16 protein-coding genes are annotated in these 20,202 nt (G+C 70.1%); 3 read left to right on the forward strand and 13 right to left on the reverse strand.

The window, feature by feature from the left end; all coding sequences use genetic code 11:
- Positions 1-26: 26 nt before the first annotated feature.
- The 12 genes from AB0F17_RS54445 to AB0F17_RS54500 all read right to left on the reverse strand — a co-directional run bounded on the left by AB0F17_RS54445 (position 27) and on the right by AB0F17_RS54500 (position 15,826).
- On the reverse strand, positions 27-1,814 hold the full coding sequence (locus tag AB0F17_RS54445) for a hypothetical protein (RefSeq protein ID WP_358041351.1): 1,788 nt from the start codon (positions 1,812-1,814) through the stop codon (positions 27-29).
- A 63-nt stretch (positions 1,815-1,877) separates the two neighbouring features.
- Entirely contained in the window at positions 1,878-2,270 is a 393-nt protein-coding gene (locus tag AB0F17_RS54450) for a (deoxy)nucleoside triphosphate pyrophosphohydrolase (RefSeq protein ID WP_358041354.1), read from the reverse strand.
- Positions 2,267-3,367: a bifunctional lytic transglycosylase/C40 family peptidase gene (locus AB0F17_RS54455; RefSeq protein WP_358041356.1), complete on the reverse strand. Its 1,101-nt coding sequence runs from the start codon at positions 3,365-3,367 to the stop codon at positions 2,267-2,269. Before AB0F17_RS54455 ends, AB0F17_RS54450 begins: the two co-directional genes overlap by 4 nt.
- Entirely contained in the window at positions 3,364-3,993 is a 630-nt protein-coding gene (locus AB0F17_RS54460; protein WP_358041359.1) for a hypothetical protein, read from the reverse strand. The genes AB0F17_RS54455 and AB0F17_RS54460 overlap by 4 nt, the downstream gene beginning before the upstream one ends.
- Before the next feature lie 2 nt (positions 3,994-3,995).
- Entirely contained in the window at positions 3,996-6,299 is a 2,304-nt protein-coding gene (locus AB0F17_RS54465; protein WP_358041362.1) for a type IV secretion system protein, read from the reverse strand.
- Positions 6,296-8,776: an ATP-binding protein gene (locus AB0F17_RS54470; protein WP_358041365.1), complete on the reverse strand. Its 2,481-nt coding sequence runs from the start codon at positions 8,774-8,776 to the stop codon at positions 6,296-6,298. The genes AB0F17_RS54465 and AB0F17_RS54470 overlap by 4 nt, the downstream gene beginning before the upstream one ends.
- A 47-nt stretch (positions 8,777-8,823) precedes the next feature.
- Positions 8,824-11,745 carry a TcpE family conjugal transfer membrane protein gene (locus AB0F17_RS54475; RefSeq protein ID WP_358041368.1) on the reverse strand — a complete coding sequence of 974 codons (2,922 nt, stop codon included), beginning with the start codon at positions 11,743-11,745 and terminating at the stop codon, positions 8,824-8,826.
- 56 nt (positions 11,746-11,801) lie between these two features.
- Positions 11,802-12,056 (reverse strand): hypothetical protein, encoded by a 255-nt coding sequence (locus AB0F17_RS54480; RefSeq protein WP_358041600.1) that lies wholly within the window; start codon positions 12,054-12,056, stop codon positions 11,802-11,804.
- Positions 12,057-12,128: 72 nt separating this feature from the next.
- On the reverse strand, positions 12,129-12,881 hold the full coding sequence (locus AB0F17_RS54485) for a conjugal transfer protein (RefSeq protein ID WP_358041371.1): 753 nt from the start codon (positions 12,879-12,881) through the stop codon (positions 12,129-12,131).
- A gap of 628 nt (positions 12,882-13,509) precedes the next feature.
- Positions 13,510-13,809: a hypothetical protein gene (locus AB0F17_RS54490; RefSeq protein ID WP_358041374.1), complete on the reverse strand. Its 300-nt coding sequence runs from the start codon at positions 13,807-13,809 to the stop codon at positions 13,510-13,512.
- A gap of 84 nt (positions 13,810-13,893) precedes the next feature.
- A complete protein-coding gene (gene ychF, locus AB0F17_RS54495; protein WP_214639699.1) occupies positions 13,894-14,970 on the reverse strand; it encodes a redox-regulated ATPase YchF in 1,077 nt (358 codons plus the stop codon).
- An 82-nt stretch (positions 14,971-15,052) separates the two neighbouring features.
- A complete protein-coding gene (locus AB0F17_RS54500; protein WP_358041377.1) occupies positions 15,053-15,826 on the reverse strand; it encodes a hypothetical protein in 774 nt (257 codons plus the stop codon).
- A 164-nt stretch (positions 15,827-15,990) separates the two neighbouring features.
- Here AB0F17_RS54500 and AB0F17_RS54505 point away from each other — a divergent pair, with 164 nt between their 5' ends.
- Together AB0F17_RS54505 and AB0F17_RS54510 are read left to right on the forward strand one after the other, a co-directional pair.
- The gene (locus AB0F17_RS54505; RefSeq protein ID WP_358041603.1) at positions 15,991-17,193 is read left to right on the forward strand and encodes a DNA recombination protein RmuC; all 1,203 of its coding nucleotides are present in this window, start codon (positions 15,991-15,993) and stop codon (positions 17,191-17,193) included.
- A 13-nt stretch (positions 17,194-17,206) separates the two neighbouring features.
- Complete coding sequence (locus tag AB0F17_RS54510; RefSeq protein ID WP_358041380.1) at positions 17,207-17,716, forward strand: DUF6542 domain-containing protein; 510 nt, start codon at positions 17,207-17,209, stop codon at positions 17,714-17,716.
- A gap of 252 nt (positions 17,717-17,968) precedes the next feature.
- On the opposite strand, the gene AB0F17_RS54515 is transcribed toward AB0F17_RS54510, so the two are convergent.
- On the reverse strand, positions 17,969-18,934 hold the full coding sequence (locus tag AB0F17_RS54515; protein ID WP_358041383.1) for a 4-hydroxy-3-methylbut-2-enyl diphosphate reductase: 966 nt from the start codon (positions 18,932-18,934) through the stop codon (positions 17,969-17,971).
- Between the two features lie 100 nt (positions 18,935-19,034).
- Between AB0F17_RS54515 and AB0F17_RS54520 the strand changes: the two genes are divergently transcribed.
- A complete protein-coding gene (locus tag AB0F17_RS54520; RefSeq protein ID WP_358041386.1) occupies positions 19,035-20,180 on the forward strand; it encodes a hypothetical protein in 1,146 nt (381 codons plus the stop codon).
- Positions 20,181-20,202: the final 22 nt, after the last annotated feature.

Below are 20,202 nucleotides of genomic sequence, written 5' to 3' on the forward strand. Positions count from 1 at the left end.
GGGTAAAAGTAACAGTAAAGACCGAATTACAACACCTTTCGCCACAATCGCGAGCGCTGTGCCCTGGCGACCAGCCACAGCCCTCCCAGCAGCACCGCGATCCCGCCCGCGGCCCACGGCAGCCCTCGTACGCCTGCCAGGGGATTCACCCGCTCGGCCGGTTGAAAGCGGTTACCGGAAATGGCGAGCGGCAGTGGCGCCCCGACTTCTTCGGCCGAAGTCATGGCTCCCCATCCGGTTGCCGCACCGGCACCGAAACCGGGAGTACCAAGTCCCTGGGTGCCGAGTCCTGGGGTGCCGAGTCCTGGGGTGCCGAGTCCTGGGGTGCCGAGTCCTGGGGTGCCGAGTCCTGGGGTGCCGAGTCCTGGGGTGCCGAGTCCCGGGGTGCCGAGTCCCGGAGTACCGCCGGTGCCGAGTCCCGTAGTCCCTGCGGTGCCAACCTCTGGAGGGGTACCGCCGGTGCCGAGTCCTGAAGTCCCTGCGGTGCCAACCCCCGGAGGGGTGCCGCCGATGACGGCCCCGGACGTCACGGGGGAAGCGACCTGAGGCAGCCTCAGTGCGGGCTCGCGGTGCGTCTCCGGTGGGAGCACCTGGGCCCGTACGGACGTACCGTCCGAGGCTCCGCCAGACGCGTGCCCGCGACCGGCCGAGACGGTCCGCAGATGGGACTTGCCCGGACGGCCGTTTCCGGAACCCGGCCTTTCAGCAGACGCCTTGCCGGCCGGGTGAGCGTCGTCGGCCCGGGGTCTGACACGCACCGCCCGGCCGCTCAGCGCGACGTCACCGCGCGGTATCTCGACGAACGTCCCCGTGCGGTCGTCGTCGAACTTCCCGCGTGCTGCCACCTCACCGCGCGTTCTCTTCGAGAGGCCCTCAGCAGTTGCCTTCGTCCTGTTCGAGAGGCCCTCAACAGACGCCCCCGTCCTGCCGGTCGCCTCGGCAGACGTTCTCGCCGGTGCTTTGACGGGCGTCGCGGTGGAGCCGACGATGGTCGTGGCAGCACCGCCCGCCACCTCACGCGCCCGAGCAGCCGCCGTGAGCACGACCTCCCTCGGCCCTCGCGGCACGGTGAGCAGCACGTCCACGGACCGATCCCCCGCCGCATCACCCAGCGCGCACACCCGAGCCTCAGGAACAACCCCCGGCACGACCCCGCCCGGCGCGGTCGCCGCCGACGCGGTCATCATCGACGATGGCCCAGACGCCAGGACACCGACCGGCGCCGACTCGGCGCCGATCAGCCCGAACCCCTGCCCACCAGTCGCCTGCCCACCCGCAGACGCCACGCCAACCGCCTGCCCGCCCGCAGACGCCACGCCAACCGTCTGTCCACCCGTAGACGCCCGGTCAGCCGCCTGTCCGCCGGCCGCCTCACCGGCGAGCGCGTTCACCGCCGCGGTCCGGGCCGCCAGGGCGCCGTCTGGTGCCGGCCCGCCAGCCTGAAGCCCGCCGACTGGCCGCCCGCCCGCCTGAAGCCCGCTTTCACCCAGCCCCGTACTCGATCCCCCAGGGGTCGCAACGGGCAAGCCGGGGCACGTCATCGACGTGAGAGCCCGCGCCGGGCTGGTCGCCACCGCGAGCCGGGCGTCGTGCCCGAGCCCGTCCAGACTCACCCGGAACCGCAGCGCGTCCCCGGTCCGCACCCACTTCCCGAAGTCAGCCGGATCCCCCAGCCGCTCGAACACCAGCGCCATCCCAGCCGCTCCAGCGGCCCTGAAGACCCCGGCCGCCACGGGCTCGCACTGTATGCCCACCACAACCGACGCCCCGGCGAAGGCCAGTGCCCCCGCCACGATCCAGCCATGTCTGACCACGTCGCCTCCCCCCGGTCGAGTGACATTACTCTCGGTAATCGTTATGTCACTCAGAGGAGACGGTTAATCCTGCCTGAGCAGATCTTCCACGGCCTTCATGAGCGGCAGGTCCGCCTGGAGCCACGCCACGTCGTAGTACTCGCCGGGCCCGAGCCACCTCAGGGCCAGATGCTCCTTGGCCTCCGGCGCACCCGAGACCACCGTGGCCAGCCAGGCCCGCATCACGTACCCCTCGGACAGCGGCCAGTCACCGCCGACCCGCGCGCCCACGGACACGGTCACCCCGAGCTCCTCGCGGCACTCCCGGATCAGCGCCGCGGTCTCACTCTCGCCGGGATCCACCTTGCCGCCCGGGAACTCCCACCCGCCGACGAGCGCGGGCGGCTCGGCCCGCTGCGCGGCGAGCACGCGCCCGTCCGATGAAACGATCACCGCCGCTACCACGATCACTGTCATAGTGCCGCATTCTGCAGCTTCCTCAGCTGCTCGAGCACATCTGGGTTCTGTAATGGTCGAGTGAAACCCACAATATTGTCGCGCGCTTGGTAGCTCGTCACCTTGATCGGCCCGCACAGCGTGCAGCGCGCCTCGACCATCTTGCCCTTCGACACGACCATCCCGACGTGTCCGGGGCTGTCGGGTCCCGTGCCCGGCCCGGCGTTGAAGAACACCAGGTCGCCCGCCTGTTCCTCGCCCTGCGAGATCTTCACGCCGAACGGCCACTGCCCGAACGTGGTCCGCGGGATCAACAGCCCCGCCGCCCGGTAGGCGGCGTAGATGATGCCCGAGCAGTCGAACGCGTCGGGGCCGGTCCCGCCCCACAGGTACGGCTTGCCGCGCTGGGCCAGCGCGAACTGCAGGATCTTGGCCACCACGTCGCTCGGCGCGGCCTCGACCAGCGGATCGTCGCAGGCGTCGTCGGCCTGCGGCGGCACCTCGACGTCACCGGACTTGGCGTAGCCCTTGGCGATCTGCTCGACCTGGTCGACGTACCACCAGGCGCGGTTGTAGATGAACAGCGCCTGCCGTACCTTCTCCGGAGCGCCGTTGCGCTTGAGCATCTTCGCGGCGCCCAGGATGGCGTCGGCGGGGTTGTAGACGTCACCGACGCCGTCGCCGTTGCCGTCGGAGGCGTACCCGCTGAACTTCGACGACACCGCGATCTGCGCCTTGCCGCCCCACGTGCTGATCAGGAACTGCATCGGCCCGGCCGCGCCCGCGGAGTTGGTGCCGCTCTTGACGCCCGCCATGTTCGAACGGCCGTGGTCGGTCTCGCGTTTGCCGACGGCGGCCAGGATGTTCCACTGGACGCCGATCTTCTTGCCGAACTTCTTGTAGAGCTCCAGGTAGTCGGCCGGGATGTCCGAGGCGCCGGTGTCGGACACCTCCTGCGCAGGTGTGCCGCCGTCGAGGCAGTCGGTACGGCCGGTGCCTCCGCTGCCGAGGAACGACGGGATCGAGGTCATCAGCATCGGCGACATGATGATGACGGCGAGGAGCAGCACCCCGGCGACTCCGACCGCCAGGGCGATGTGGGCGCGGGAGGTGTTCACCCCTGAATGTCCCCATCCTGGCCATCGCCGGCGGGTTGCAGGTCGAAGACCCGCCAGTCGGAGCCCATCTGACTCACCGTGACCGCGTAGTCGTCCACGAGCTGCTTGTCGCCGCTCTTGGCGGTGATCTGCTGCGTCCCGGTGACCACGAAGACGACGGACGACTTCTCGACCTGCCTGATCTCCTTCATCCTGGCCGCGCCCGCGGCCACGACCTCGTCGGCTCGGTCATGGTCGACGGTGCCGGGCGAGGTGCGCGTCCTGGCCAGCACGTTGCCGAAGTCGGCGGTGGTGAACACCTTGACCCGGTTCGCGTAGGCCGCCGGCTCCTCGTCGTAGCGGAACGTCCCGTACGCGGCGGTGAAGCGTTCGGCCAGATCGGCCGCCGCGGCGAGTTGCTCCTTCGTCATCGGCAGGTAGGAGTAGATGTCGAACGGCTTGCCGCTGGCGGTCGCCAGCGGCTTGCTCGGCGCAGCCGGTGAGACGGTCGTGGTACGGCCGGCGGACGGCTGCCCCGCGTCCGTGTCACCGGAGTCCGGCCACATCGTCAGGTAGATGCCGACGGCGGCGATGACCGCCACGATGGCGGCGAAGGCGACTCCCCGCCTGTCACCCGGCTGCGCCATGATCAATCCCTGTCCGGGCTGCTGGGCTTGAGCCAGAACGGCACGGACGGCTCGTCACCACCGGAGCCGCTGCCGCGGCGGCTGCTCGGCAGCCAGAGCGGCGGCGCCTCGGAGGAGCGGCTCGACGGCTCGTCGGCCGGGCGACGCGAACCCGAACCACCGCCACCGCCACCGCCACCGCCGAACATCCCGCCACCCGACGAACCACGACTCGCCGGCCGGGCCCCGCCCGAACCGCCGGAGCCGCCCGAACCACCCGAGCCCCCGGAACGACCTGAGCCGCCCAGCCAGGACCCACCCGACCCGGAACCGCCCGATCGAGACCCGCCCGACCCGCCTGATCCGCCGAACCGGGTGCCGCCCGACCTGGTGCCACCGGAGCCGCCCGAGCCACCGCGTGAAGCCCAGCCGCCCCCGGAACGCCCGCCGAACCAGCCGCCTCCACCGCCCGCGCCGCTCCCGGCGGCAGCGGAACCACCTGACGAGCCGCCCGACGGGCTGCCCGACGCCCGTGCCCCACCGGCCGCCGGAGTGCCACGGGTGCGGGTCGGCGTGCCGCTCAGGTTGAGCGGTGGTGCGGCCCCGGCACGCGGCGCCGGCACCTGCCGGCCCGCGGCCTTCCCGCCCTGCTGGTCGGTGTTCAGCGGCGCGGCCGTGGCGGGCACCCGGGTGCCGGATGCCGCCGTGCCCTCCGCGCCCTCCTGCCCGCGGGCCCGGCCCTGGGCGACCGTGGACGCGGCCGCCGCGGTGCCCGCCGAAGCGCCCATCGCGGCCGCCTGGATGAGCGGCTCGGCCTTGCGCGCGCCCCAGCGGCCGATCCTGGCCGCCGCCACCGGCGGCAGCGCCGAGGACGACCGCTCCAGTACGGACGAGCTCGCGGCGTCGCCGAGCATCCGCGTGGTCAGCGTGTGCCCGTTCATCGAGGCGAACAGGTGCTGGAACGGCCGCCGGTAGAAGAACACCGCGATCGTCAGCAACGCCATGAACAGGATCTGCAACCCCCACGGCATGGCGGTCGAGATGATCAGCGCGTAGCCGTACACCAGCACGCCGAGCACGAGCGCGAGCACGGCCTGCCGGAGCAGCGTGCCGATCAGCATCTCCACCCACCGCATGGCGATGATCCGCCCGCTGCCCGGATGCACGCCGATCAGCAGGAACACCGGCCCGAGTATGAGCAGCAGCAGGAAGCCGACCTTCAGCACCAGCAGCGAGACCGCGACCAGGAAGATGAGCACCCCGGCGACCAGAGCGGCGATCAGCGCGCCGATGGCCACACCGAGCCTGCTGGTCCAATCTCGGCCAGAGAAGATCATGTAGCGCGAGTCGTTCTTGAGTTTCTCCGCGATCTCAGCGTATTTTGCCTGGTGAGCGCCGACGTCTGGAGCTGGTTGATTGACCGTCGCGGCCGGGATCGACTGGGTCTCCAGCATCGTCCGGCCGAAGTCGCGCACGATCGGCTGGTTGGGGTCGGCCGTGCCGAACAGGCCCATCAGCCACGGCTTGCAGACCAGCGTGGACCACAGCGCCTCGGCGTTCTGGTCGACCCCGGGCGTGCCGGTCTGGCCGTAGCCGCCCGCCTTGACCTGCGGGTTCGTCTGGCCGGGGCCGGGCAGGCAGGAGGCGCCGCCCGCGCCGGGCAGGCCGGAGAAGGCGGAGTTGACCACCTCGCCGGTCTTGTCCGTGACGATCTTGCCGAGGCCGGTGAAGTCGCCGGGCCTGCTGAAGAACCACGTCGCGACCGTGACCGCGAGCACCATCCAGATCACGCCTTCGGCGGTGGTGGTGGCCCGCTTGCGGATCAGCCCGTACCAGGCCAGCCAGATGGCGCCGATGATGACCAGGGGCCGGAGCAACGGCCAGTACATGGCGTTCGACAGGTTCACCACGATGTCGTCGACCACGTCCTTGATGGACTGGAGCGGTCCCTCCGTGGCGGCGGCCTGGTAGGTGGTGATGGTCACCCGGTCGATCGCCTTGGCCCACAGGAAGATCGTGTTGGCCCAGGTGTTGCCGAGCACCGCGGCGAAGTCGGAGCAGCCCAGGTCGTAGGTGTGCCAGAACTGGCCGCTCATGCCGAACTGGGCGTAGTTGGTGGTCGGCGCGGTCGGGCCGCCCTCGGGCACGGGCGGCATCATCATGCCGTCGGAGCCGCTGCCGATCACCTCGGGAGCGAGCGCGCCGGACAGGTCACAGGGAGCCGCGGCGGTGGCGGGTGAGAGCGCGCCCACCACGATCGGCACCACGAGGATGCTCACGAGCAGGGCCAAAGCGAGCGCGAAACGTCTGGGTAGCCGGAACTTCATGACCGCACCTCCTGCGCTCTGCCGCCCACTCCCCCTTGACGATCATGATGCCCGTTGTCGCTGGGTTTGTCGTGTGTCGGATTGGTATCGAGCCAACGAAGCAGGTCATCGGAGATCAGGTCTACTCCGATGCGCCCCGCCCTGCCATCCAGATCGCGGAAAATGCATTCGCCGTTGCCGAGCGATCTCAGTACGGCCTTGTGCTCTTCCGACGCCTCCACACCGAGCAGTGACATGACGTGATCGACCTCCACCCGCTCGGTGGACCTGAACGCGAAGACCGAGGACAGGCAGTTGGTGACCTGCTCGTTCAGCAGGTCGCCGGCGTTCTGAGAGACGAGCACCAGCGCGGTGTTGCGAGAACGACCCATGCGGCTGACCTCCGGCACCAGCTTCGCGCCCTCCGGCGTGGACGTGATCGCCCACGCCTCGTCCAGGAAGATCGCCTTCGGCGCACGGCGGTCCAGGCTGTTCATCAGCCGCCGGGCGAACTGGGAGACCAGGTAGAGCAGCGCGACCGACAGCCGCTGCTCATAGGAGTAGTCATCACGGCCCGTCGCCACGTCGGGCAGCGTCAGGCCGCCGAGCGTGAAGACGGTCGTCCAGCCCTCGGTGTCGACCTGGTCGCCACCTGAGGGGTCGAAGCAGAGCTTGGCCAGCCGCATCTCCGACATGGAACGGAGTACGGCGCCCAGGTTCTTGGAGGCGGCGTCCTCGGACTGCTCCAGGAACTCCACCACCTTGCCGAGCGACGGATCCACCCCGTTGGACACGGCCGCGACGGCCTGGATCATCGCCGACTCGCGTTCCTCCGACATCCGGGGCAGCAGCAGCCGCAGCGTCTCCGTGGCCATGGTCTTCTTGGCCGCGATGTCGTCGCCGAACGAGAAAGGGTCGAGCAGGCCGGGCGCGGCCGAGCCGAGCGGGATGACGCGAGCCTTACGGTCGCGCTTCTGCAGCAACTGGACCAGCGACTCGGCGTCGCCCTTGGGGTCGATCACGGCGACGGTGACGCCGCGCAACGACATCTGGTAGATCATCAGCAGCGCGAGCGTGGTCTTGCCGCCGCCGGGCTCGCCGGTGATCGCGATGGCCGTCGGCCGGTTGCGGGTGGCCGCGAGGAGCGGGTCGAAGTGCACGATGCTGCGGGCCCTGCCGACGGTCTCGCCGATGTACGGCCCGAGCCAGCCTTCGCTGCCGTCGCCCAGCCGGTCGCCCAGGTCCACGGTCGCGGTGGCCATGCCGCCGGCGATCGTCCGCAGCGGCTGCCGCTGGGCGTAGGCGTTGACCCTGACCTTCTCCCCCGGCAGCGCCTCGCAGAACAGCGAGAACTGGTCGCCGGTCGAGTTGACCACGTCGATGCCCATGTCACGGTAGTGCTCGACGACCGCTTCGACCCGCTGGACGCACATCTCCTCGGTCGGGGCCGAGACGATCAGCCGGTGCCAGCCGTACACGAAGGGCAGTCGTTCCTTCGTGATGCCGTGCTCCAGCATGCGGGCCGCGTCGATCTGCTCGGCCAGCGCGAGCGGCGCCTCCGCGCCGGCCTCGCGGATGTGGATGTCCATGTCGCGCGCGTGCGCGAGCTTGCGCGCGACGTCCTTCGACGCCTTGACCGGCGGGATGAGCCGCATCCGCGACGAGACCTCGACGGGGAAGGGCAACTGGTCGGCGAAGTGCAACCACGGCTCGCCGTCCGGGAACGGCATGATGTCCGGGAAGCGGGCGAACGACAGTTGCGCGACATAGGAGTCGCCCTGCGGCTGCACGATGCGCAGCAGCGACCTGCCGTTGTGGATCTCACCCTCGACCAGCGACTCGATCTCGCCCTTGCCCCAGCGCCGCTTCGGGCTCGCCGACGGCGGCGGGTCACCGAGCGCCCCCGCGGCCGAGTGCTGGAACAACCACGCCACCTCCACAGAGGTGGCGTGCCTGGCGTAGAGGGCACTGGACGCCAGTGCCCGGCCCAGCCGCTCGGCCTGTTCGGTCCATCTGCCGATCTCGCTGTCCGGCACATGGTCGTCCTCGAGCCCGAGCGCCTTCTCCGTACGCTGGTAGAAGCCGAAGAGCTGCGACAGCGCGCCGTCGCCCATCTGCTTGCCCCGGGGGCCGAGGCGGACGCCGATATAGACCTCCTTGGACCAGAAGTCCTTGGCCCAGACGTGCCGGTACATCTCCTCCAGGTAGTCGCGCCAGCCCGGCCCCTCGTCGGAGGTGGCGTTGAGCGCCATCGCCCATTCGGCCGCGGGATAGGTGCGGTGCGCGACCCTCAGGTGGACCTCGGCGTCGGGCATCCTGATCGTGGCCAGCGCGATCGTGATGTTGGTGGCCAGCGCCTCACGCTCTTCGGGCGTGACGAACTCATAGCTGACCGTCGGAAGGCGGAAATACGCCCATGCGGAGGTGTTGGTGAGCAGGATGCGGTCGTCGAAATAGCGGACCGCCAGGCGCTGATGCGCTCGGGACCCCCTGCTCATGCCGCCCCCTCGGCGCATGAACAAGTCAGACCTGCTCGCACGTTCACTTATCGCTCACCGATTCTCGTGCCCGGGGGGTCACTCGCCAACTCCTCTTCGCTCGGACGGACCGTCTTTGCCGCAAAGCCCGCGACCACGACTCCGGCGAGGGCGAGATAGGCCCGCCGCCCGGCCGCGCGCAACTGCCCGGGATCGACGACCCCGTCGCCACCCGGCGCCAGGTCGTCTTCCCAGGGGACCCTGACGATGGCCCGGCACCTGCCCCTGGCCACCGATTCCGCCTGCTCGACATCGGCCATCGAACGCCTGCTCACGCCGTTGACCACCATGACCGCCCGCCTGCGCAGGTCCGCGCAGCCGTGCCCGTCGAGCCACTCGTACGTCATCGCCACCGCCTCCGCCGCCTCCTCACTCGCGGGGACCACCAGGACCAGCTGGTCGGCGTACGGGAGTACGCGGGCCGCGAGCGCGGCGGCCGGATCCATGACGGCCAGCTTGTAGTGCCGGTCGAGCAGGTGCATGACCTGGCCCAGCCGATGGTCGGAGAACAGCGTCCGGTCGGACAACCGCTGCTCGGCGCCCGCGTCGGTGTCGGCGCCGATCACCTCCAGCCCCGACACGGTGCGGGTGGTGTAGCCCCGCATGGTCAGGTAGCCGCTGACTCGGTCGAGCCCGGACAGCAGCGAGGCCAGCGTCTCGGGGGTCTCCGGTTCGATCTTGCTGGTCAGGGTGTTGCCGCCGGTGTTGGCGTCGATGGCCACGACCCGGTCGTCGCGGTACTTGGCGAACGTGTGGCCCAGCATCAGCGCGGTCGTGCTCTGCCCGGCGCCGCCGGTGCAGCCGAGCACCACGACCCGGCGACTGCCGCTGAACACCGCCCGCGCCCTGGCCTCGTCGATCTCCGACCCGTCGGTCCGCACATTGCCGCCACCGACGACCACCTGCGCGATCCGCCGCCAGCCACCGGAGTCGCGGCCCACCACGGACTCGACCCGCCGCACCCTTTCGCCGGGCTTGGGCCCCGGGGCGATCTGCCTGGCCGCGGGCGCCCGCACGACGGACTCCCTCTCAACCGGCCCGCTCTCAACCGGCCCGGTCTCGAACGTCTCGCTCTCGACCGTCCTGCTTCCCGATGGCTCAGCCCCGGACGCTGCCGCGCTACCAGGCTCGCTCACGCCCGGCTCGGCTCGCCCACTCTTCGCGGGGCCGACGTCTTGGCGAGCTCGCTCGCTCCTGGCGAGGCCGATTTCGTGGACGGACGCGGTGGTCGTGGGCTCGTCGCGCCCGGCTGGAGCCGTCTCGGTCTCCTGGCCCTCGTCGTCGCCCGTCACCGGCCGGATGAACCGCACCGGCTTGCCGTCAGGACTGACCGGCCAGAGCCGTTGCGCGTCCGGCAGCACCAGCGACGGGCCCTGCCTGGGCGGCTGCCCCTTCCGGTGCTGATCACGCGCCACCTCATCCGCCCCAACCGCGCGAACCTCTTCGGGGCCCTCCCCCTCGTCCTGCCGCGATCCCTCACCCCGTCCCGCACCCGAGGACCCGCCCGCCTCCGCTCGCCGCCCTTCCTCGGCAGCTCCACCAGCCGCGACATCCCGAGACCCCGCTCCGTCACCCAGCACCTCAGTGCGCGCCACCTCCGGGCGCACTGTGTCCGGGCGAGTCGCCTCTGCGCGGGTCGCCTCCACGTGGGTCGCCTCAGCGCGCGCTACTTCGGCGCGCGCCGACTCGCTGGACGACGGGGTGTCGGCGCTCGCGGCGAGCTTGCGGAGCCGCCGTAGTGCCTCCGTGTCGATCGGCTTCCCGGCCGCGGCGGGCCGCTCCTCACGCGACGCGTTACGGCCCTCCGCAGCCCCTTCCGGCGACTGCGACTCGACCGGTGTCTCTCGTACTTCCCGCGTTTCCCGTACGCCGTGCGTCTCCCGTACGCCGTGCGTCTCCCGTACGCCGTGCGCCTCCTGGACGGCCTGCGCCTCGTCAGCGCCCGGGACGAACCCGACCATACGGGCGACGTCAGAGACGACGCCCTCCCGAGCCGCGCCCTTCCCGCGCACGACCGAGGACGGCTCGTCGCCCTGCGCCCCGGTCCGCGGCACTTCACCCCGCCCCGTGGCACCCCGGCGCCGCTCGTCCGCCCGAGAGACCTCGTCCAGCTCTGCGGCGACCAGAGGCGTCTCCTCCGACCGTGTACCTCCCCGCGACCCCATCCCCGACGTCGACCGGGAGCCCATCGCGAGTGTCCGGTCCGGGGTCTCAGACTGGCGGCCCGGTTCGGTCTGCCCTGCCGCGGGCTGGGCAGCCAGGTCGGCGCCCAGGGCGGGGGCGGTGCCGCGGCGCGGGGCCGAGCCCCAGCCGAGACGGGCGGGCCTGGACTCCGTGACCGGAGCCTGCGCCGCCGCCGCGGCGGCGGCCGCGACCGCGGGGCGGACCTGGCGCGGCCCGGTCACCGGCTCGGCACCGACAGCCGGCTTGGTCCCGGCGACAGAAAGCTTGGCCTCGGTGACGGACAGCTTGGTCCCGGCGACGGACTCGGCGGCGATGGCGAGCTCGGCGCGGCGCTTGCGCTGGGGCTGGCGCGCCTTGCGTGGCGCCTTGGCCCGCTTGGGCGTGACCCGCCAGACGCGGCCCGCGAAAGTGATCACCTCGGACTCGGCCGTCGGCGCCATCCGGCACCAGGCCCGCGGCTCGCCCACATAACGCAGCTGCGACTGAAGGAGCTCGGTCAGGCGCTTGTTCTCGATCACCGGCCGGGTGGACAGCCAGGTGACGATGCCCGGCGGCACCAGGTAAAGCACGTGCCATGGTGCGTGAAATTGGATGCCCACGAGCATGAGAAGCAGGGACCATGGAGCCAGGACGCCGACGAACACGCCGATCCACACGATGGGGAGCGGCATCGGCAGCCGTAGGTCGTACAGCTTGTAGAGCCGCTTCTCGATTCGCCAAATGTTGGTATACGTGGGCAGGTCCACGCGGTCCTCCTCTCCACCCGCTCGTACAATGACCGCCCCTGAGCGGTCTCAACCCTTTACTTGATGCCCAGTGCTCCCGCGATCGCCTTCGCCGTCACCTCAATGATGTTGGGAACGTAGAAGATCACGCCGATGGCGATGGCCAGGATGAGGAACTGGACGAACCTCGTGATCTCCCGTGTGAAGAGGAAAAAGAGGGCGACCACGGAGACGACGACGAGGAAGAGTGGGGCGAAGAAGGCCCGCAGGAAGTCGGCGAGCCCCGCGGAGTCGATCCCGGTGGGAGTGGGCGTCGGCGCCGTTTCCATCATGGTGAGCAGTATCGTTTTCAAGATCACTTCTTTGTCCTCCCGGGGTTACCGATCAGCAGTGCGTGAGTGCGTCTACCCAACGGCCCGACCGGCGCCGCGGATGTCATCGACGTACCATTTGTCGCCCTGCTTCTCGACGGTGAGGCGGTATGCCTGCTCCAGGCGGGCACCGGCCGCGTTGGGGTCGGTGCTGTTCGGGTCGGCTGACGGGGCCGCGCCGCTGGGCACGGTCCACACCACGACCACCTGGATCTCTCGGGTGGCGCCCCCCACAGGCACCACGATCTCCTTGAGCTCGGCGAAGGTGAAGGCCCCGCCGAAACTCGCGATGCTCTTGCCCGCGGCGACATAGCGCTGCAAGCCCGTCGTGTCGCCCGAGCCGTAGTTCTTGAAGAAGTCTTCCATCTGCGGTTTGAGCTCCGCGGCGACGGCGTCGTCGTTCTCGGGCTTGGCGAGCTGGGGCAGATCGGCCCGGCCTGGCGCGGGCAGTATCGCGGGCCGGCCGGAGACGACGAACTTGCCGGCGCCGTCAGCCGCGTAGTAGATCGGGACCGACAGCATCATCCGGCGGGAGCCCGTCTGGAAGGCCACGGTGACGATCGCGTCATTGGCGTCGGTGGCCTCGATGTCGTACGGCTGGATCGCGACGGCGGCCAGCTTGCCGTTGCCGTCCCAGCCCATCTGCTGATCCATGCCGTCGGCCAGGAACGCGGCCAGCTTGCCCGCCCTGCTCTGCGCGTCGGCCGGACTGAAATTCAGATAAACGCCGGCGAACTGGGCGGCGAACGCCATGCCACGATCGACCGGGAATCCGTGATTGGCCACGGGCGCCTCATTCGGAGTCGCCGCGCTCCCCTGAGTAAACCTCTCAAATGGGGCACGGACCCCATTGACCACGATAACCGCGATAACCGCCCAGAGAATGATGCGACCGGTCCACACCAACCATCGCCCGCCGGCGCCCGACCAACCGCCACGGCGCGGCCTGCGGGCAGGCGACACGTCGAAGTCGGCTATATCGTGGGGTGCCGAAAGCTCGGGGTCGCCAGGGATCCGAGGACCCTGCTGGACGGTTGACCTACGAGCCATCACGCCTCCGCTCGCGCCGATCCCCCGGGCTGGCGCGGTGTCGTCCGTTGCCGATCCCCATCATCTGCGGTAAAGCAGTCACACTACCTGCCTCCGCCATTGTTCCAGGAAAGCCACGCCCATGCTGCAGGCATCGCCGTCCATGGGCAAACCAGGTGCGCATGACACGCTGGAGCGCCAACCCTTGCAATTTGCCCCGCCAAATGGGCATTTGACCAGGCCAGAGGCCGGTATTGGCATAGCCCGGCGGCCATGGATTCCTGTCCAAAGCAGCCATGGACTCTCTTTGACCTGCGGAATTGGTATAGCACGCGAACGGCCGCACACCCCGTCAGGGGCCTGCGGCCTGCTGCGTGGCGCGCCCTCAGGCAGACTCTGGGTCCTGTCCCGGGTCGTGCCGTCTCCTGCTCCGCAGATCGACCACCGTGGGCCGCACCGACCGCTCCAGCGAGCCGCGGAGGTCTTCGAGCATGGTGGCGGCGTCCTGGTCACGCATCCGTGTGGCGAGCTCTTCGCGCTCGTCCACTTTCCTGCGCAAGTACGCCTCGCGATTGACGCGCAGGCCGTACATGAGCTCGACCCGCAACAGGGCGAGCTCCTCTTCGAGGCTGATACCCGCGAGTGAAGGTGCTGGACGTCGTTTCCGGATGATGCGACGGATCATGAGGGCCCTCCCGAGTCAGCGTAAACGCTGTGACGATTCGACGCGTAGGGGCCCAAAGTGGTTGACGTCTCACCTATCCGGGAATCAGACGTTAAAGCGGAACTCCACCACGTCGCCGTCGCGCATGACGTAGTCCTTGCCCTCGATGCGGGCCTTGCCCACCGAGCGGGCGCTGGCGATGGAGCCCGCCTCGACCAGGTCGTCGAACGACACGACCTCGGCCTTGATGAAGCCACGCTGGAAGTCGGTGTGGATCACGCCGGCGGCCTCGGGAGCGGTGGCGCCCTTGCGGATCGTCCAGGCCCTGGTCTCCTTGGGCCCGGCCGTCAGGTAGGTCTGCAGGCCGAGCGTCTCGAAGCCCACCCTGGCCAGCTGCGACAGGCCGGACTCCTCCTGGCCCACCGACTGCAGCAGCTCCAGCGCCTCCTCGTCGTCGAGCTCCACCAGCTCCGACTCGATCTTGGCGTCGAGGAAGACCGCCTCGGCCGGGGCGACGAGGGTGGAGAGCTGCTCGCGGAGCGCGGAGTCGATCAGCTCGTCGGCGTCGAGGTTGAACACGTAGAGGAACGGCTTGGCCGTCAGCAGGTGGAGCTCACGCAGCTCGTCGCGGTCGAGTCCGCTCTCGAAGATGGTCTTGCCCGTCTCGAGCACGGCCAGGGCGGCTTCGGTGGCCTCCAGCGCGACCTTCTTGTCCTTGTTGTGGCGCGCCTCCTTCTGCAGGCGCGGGATGGCCTTCTCGACCGTCTGCAGGTCGGCCATGATCAACTCGGTGTTGATGGTCTCGATGTCGCGCTTGGGGGAGATCTCGCCGTCGACGTGCGTGACGTCGGGGTCGGTGAAGACCCGGATCACCTGGCAGATCGCGTCGGTGTCGCGGATGTTGGCGAGGAACTGGTTGCCCCGCCCCTGCCCCTCCGAGGCGCCCTTGACCAGGCCCGCGATGTCGACGAACTCCACCTTGGCGGGCAGCACCTTGGCCGAGGAGAAGATCTCGGCCAGTTTGGGCAGGCGGTCGTCGGGCACGCCCACGATGCCCACGTTGGGCTCGATGGTGGCGAACGGATAGTTCGCGGCTAGGGCGTTGCCGGTCTTGGTCAACGCGTTGAAGAGCGTGGACTTGCCGACGTTGGGCAGACCGACGATGCCAATGGAGAGACTCATATGCCCGACTCCGTCGGGCATATGAGTCTTTGACTGCTGTGTTTGATGGTTCCCTCGCTACGCTCGCTCACGTTGGCCGAGTTTACTTGCTCACAAGACGCAGACAGGTCACGGGACGATAGGCACCCCGAGCCTCCAGGTAGCGGTCTGAGCCGTCCGGGCAGCTTTTGGCGGACCCGGCGAAGCCGGTCACCCGGGCCCAGGCCCTCTGCGAGGCGCAGGAGACCCGGTTGATCGCCGACCTGGTCACCACGCCGGGGCCCGGCTCGGCCACGCACATTCCCCTGTCGAGCACCTTGCCACCGGCGCCGAGGCAGATCACGGCGTCTCCGGTCAGCGTGCCGGGTGCCGCGTGGTCGAAGGCGAGCGTGTCGAGGGTGGTCGCGGGGCAGTTCGACGGTGTACGGACGAGCGCGACGGCTCTGCCGTACCAGCCGGGCTCAGAACACGGCCGCTCACGGCCGTCGAGCGCGACGCAGTCGCCCGGCCTGAGCACTCCCCCGCCCCCGCCCGGCGCGCCCGGGTGCGGATCGAGGAAGTTGCGTACGCAGGCCACGCGTCCTCCGTCGATACGCAGGACGTCGTCCACGTCGTCGGGGCACGCGCCGGGACCCGCCGGATCGGCGGTCACGGCGACCACCTCGGAGTCGCCGCCGTTGCACGGCGTCAGGTCGTAGCGCTCCGCGGAACTGCGCACGCACGCGCCGGGCTCCCACCGCAACGCCGGCCCGGGGGCCGGGGCGGCGACGGGGCTCGCGGAGCCGGCGCGGACGACGACCGCCGCCAGCACGAGCACGCCGGCCGTCACGGCGATCGCCGCCACGAGCGGCAGCGCGCGCCGCGATCCAGTAACCATACAAGTACTCTGAGTGACGATCGGGGAGCCGCACAAGCGGAACGCCCAAGCGTGTCGGAGAGATCCACAACCGATGTCCTGCAATCATCAATGGAGTGGATAGCGATGGAGTGGATGTCGTCTCGCTTCTCATCGGCCTGGCCGTTGGGTTGGCCATCGGGTTCATGATCGCCCGCACCCGGGCGGCGGTGCGGGTGGCGGAGTCCGAAGCCAGGGCCAGATCGACCGCCGACAAGCTCGTCTACGTCGAGGAGCAGCTCGCCGAGCGCTTCCAGGCCCTGTCCACCCGGGCACTCGACGTCAACAACATCCGCTTCCTGGAGCTGGCCGAGACCAGGCTGGCCGCCAGCCGCGCCGAGGCGACCGGCGACCTCGACCAGCGCAGGCAGGCGGTCGAGCATCTGGTCGAGCCGCTGAAGGACGCGCTCACGCGGGTCGAGGCACAGCTGCGCGACACCGAGTCGGGGCAGCGTGCCGGCCGTGCCGAGCTGGCCAAGCAGATGGAGTTCGTCCGGCAGAGCAACCTGGAGCTGCGTTCGCAGACCACGGCGCTGGTCCGGGCGCTGCAACGGCCCGAGGCCCGCGGCCGGTGGGGCGAGCTGCAGCTGCGCAGGGTCGCCGAGATCGCCGGGATGCAGCGCTATTGCGACTTCGACGAGCAGGTCACCGAGGGCGCCATGCGGCCCGACATGATCGTGCGGCTGGCCGGCGGCAAGAACATCGTGATCGACTCCAAGGTGTCGCTGGCCGCCTACCTGGAGGCCGCGGAGGCGTCCGACGACACGCTGGCGACCGTGCGGCTCGACGCGCACGCCAGGCACGTACGCGAGCACGTCGACCGGCTGGCCGCCAAGGCGTACTGGCAGGGGTTCAACCCGTCGCCGGAGTTCGTGGTGCTGTTCATCCCCGGCGAGGCGTTCCTGGCGCCCGCGCTGGAGCGTGATCCGGCGCTGCTGGAGTACGCGATGACGCGCCGCGTGCACATCGCCACCCCGACCACGCTGATCACGATGCTGCGCACCGCCCAGTACGCCTGGCAGCAGGCGGCGCTGAGCGAGAACGCGCGCGCGGTGTTCGAACTGGGCAAGGAGCTGTACGAGCGGCTCTCGTCGCTGGGAAGGAATGTCGAGTCCCTGGGCAAGTCCCTGACCCGGGCCGTCGAGGCGTACAACAAGACTGTGGGATCCCTCGAAAGCCGGGTGCTCGTCAGCGCGCGCAAGCTGCACGATCTGGGCGTCGTCGACCGCGAGCTCGACTCTCCGGAGATGCTGGAGGGCCTGCCCAGGCCGCTGGCCTCGCCCGAACTGCTGGAAACCTCGTCTCTGATCTCGCACGCGAACGGTAAGTTGGCCAACGGGTCGCAGTAAGGGGGCGGGGGCCATGAGTGAGAAAGGCAAGCGATCGGCCGTCAGGCTGACCGCTCGCGGTGCCATCGCGCTCGCCCTGATCGCCACGCTGGCGGCCTATGTCATGGCCGCCCTGATCAACCTGCCGATCGTGGTCGGGCCGGTGTTCGTGGTGGCGAGCCTGCTCGGCGTGCTCCTGGTCAACCCGCGCGAGCTGCTGTCGCTGGTGGTCACGCCGCCGCTGGTGTTCTTCGTGGCGACGCTCTTCGTCGAGCTGGGCCGGGCGCTCGGCTCGGTGTCGATCACGCAGTCGCTGTTGCTCGGCCTGTTCGGCTCGCTGTCGCAAGGGGCGCCCTGGCTGTTCGCGGGCTCGGCGATCGTGCTCGTCGTCGCCTGGCGCCGCGGGCTGCGCGACAACGTACGCGACCTGCGCGAGGAACTGCGGGCGGGTGCCGAGGCACCGCGCCCGCGCCAGTCGTTCGTACCGGAGCCCGAGGGCTACTTCGAGCCCAAGGTGTACGGCACACCGCGCACCGAGGACTGACCCGGCTCACACGGCGGGCTGACCATCCAGGACCGGCCACGCCGCCCGGCGGACTGACGATCGAGAACGCATGGCGGGCCGCCCGCCGAGGACCGGCCACGCCACACGGCGGGCCGCCTGCCGGGAACCGGCCACACCGTGCGGCGCTTCCTACCGAGGATCGGCGACGCCGCGCGGCGGGCCGCCTATCGAGGACTGGCCATGCCGCACGGCACGCGAGGCACCGCGACCGCCCGAGGACCGCGCGGTCGGTTAGGAAGCTCGTAGGTCCTTGCGGAGCTCGTGGGGAAGCGCGAAGCGCACGCTCTCGTGGACCGGCTCGACCTCCGCGACGTCGTCGAACCCGTGCGCGGCCAGCCGGGCGAGCACCTCGGCGACCAGCTCTTCCGGCACCGAGGCGCCGCTGGTCACGCCGACCGTGGTCACGCCGTCGAGCCACTCGTCGCGGATGAAGGTGGCGTTGTCGACCAGGTAGGACGCGTCGGCGCCGTAGTCCTTGGCCACCTCGACCAGGCGCTTGGAGTTGGAGGAGTTCTCCGACCCGACCACGATGACCAGCTGCGACTCGGCGGCGATCTCCTTCACCGCGACCTGGCGGTTCTGGGTCGCGTAGCAGATGTCGTCGCTGGGCGGGTCGATCAGCGTGGGGAAGCGCTCCTTGAGCTTGGCCACCGTCTCGTTGGTCTCGTCGACGGAGAGCGTGGTCTGCGACAGCCAGACCAGCTTGGACGGGTCCTTCACCTGGATCCGGTCGACGGAGTCGAGGCCGTCGACGAGCTGGATGTGGTCGGGCGCCTCACCGGCGGTGCCTTCGACCTCCTCGTGCCCCTCGTGGCCGATCAGCAGGATGTCGTATTCCTGGCCAGCGAACCTCTTTGCCTCGTTATGCACCTTGGTGACCAGCGGGCAGGTAGCGTCGATCGTGCGCAACCCGCGCTGCTTGGCTTCGTCGTGCACGGCGGGCGAGACGCCGTGGGCCGAGAACACCACGATCTCGCCCTCAGGCACCTCGTCGGTCTCCTCGACGAAGATCGCGCCTCTGGCCTCCAGAGTCTTGACCACATGCGTGTTGTGCACGATCTGCTTACGCACGTAGACAGGCGCTCCGTATTGCTCCAGGGCTTTCTCGACCGCCACCACGGCTCGATCGACTCCGGCACAGTAGCCGCGTGGCCTGGCTACGAGCACTCGGCGGGAAGTGGGGGTCTGGGGCTCCATACTTCTTATGCTACGTGGAGCGGCCAACAGGCCCGCGCGTGCGTGGTTGCCCGCCGTTTGCCAGACTGGCCGTCCAATACAGACCTCCCAGGGAGATGTCATGTCCTTCAGCGACGTGATACGCAACATCACGAAGACCATCACCAACAAAGACGAGCTGAAGGAGAAGGCCAAGGACCTTCCGCTCCTCGTGATCCAGACCACTCTGAGCGCGGCTGGTCAGGCGCTGCTGCTCGTCGATCGGATGAAGAACTCGATCAAGGGACTTGCCGGCAAGGAGGCCAAGGAGGCGGACTACGACTCCCGCCCGTCCGCCGCCGACCAGGTTGCCGCGCCCGCGACGGTGGACGAGGAGGTGGCGGCGAAGCCCGCTCGCAAGGAACCGGTCATCTTCGCGCCGCGCCCCACCCCGTCGGACGCCGCCGCGCCCAACGGCACCGCCAAGACCAAGCCGGACCCGGTCATCTTCAGCCCGGCGGCCAAGCCGAAGCCCGAGGCCACCGCCACCGAAACCGCCGCCGCGCCCGCACCGGTGACCGCCCCCGAGCCGACCGCCGCCCCTGAGCCCGCAGCCGCGCCCGAGCCCGCGTCCGCCACGGTCGAGCCCGCCGTCGCTCCTGAACCGACCGTCGCCCCCGAGCCTGCGGCCGCCGTCGTCCCCGAGCCCATCGTCATCCCCGAGCCCGCCGTCGCGCCCGAGCCTGAGGTCGCCGTGGTCGAGCCCGCCGTCGCGCCTGAGCCTGAGGTCGCCACCGTCGAGGCCGCCGTCGCCGCCGAGCCCGAGGCTGCCATCGTCGCGCCCGAACCGGCCGTCGCACCCGAGCCTGAGGTCGCCACCGTCGAGCCCGCCGTCGCCGCCGAGCCGGTGGCCGCGCCGGAGCCGGTCGTCGCGCCGGAGGTCGTCGAGGTCAAGCCCAAGCGGGCCGCCAAGCCGCGTACCGCCGCCAAGCCGAGGGCCACTGCCAAGGCCAAGCCCGCCACGGAGCCGGCGACCGCCACTGAGGCGACCGCCACCGACGCGCCGGCCACTGAGGCAACCGCCACTGAGGCGACGGCCGCCAACGGTCTGGCTGAGCCGCTGCCCGGCTACTCCGAGCTGACCGTCGCCTCGCTGCGCGCCAGGATGCGCGGCAAGTCGGCCGCGCAGATCACCGAGCTCATCGCGTACGAGCAGGCCACGAGCGCGCGGGCCGAGGTCGTCCGGATGTACGAGAACCGCCTGGCCAAGCTGCAGGCCGGGGAATAAGTCCCCCTGGACCCGTAGTCTT

This window comes from Nonomuraea sp. NPDC026600, assembly GCF_040638335.1.
In the GTDB taxonomy this organism is placed as follows: Bacteria; Actinomycetota; Actinomycetes; order Streptosporangiales; family Streptosporangiaceae; genus Nonomuraea.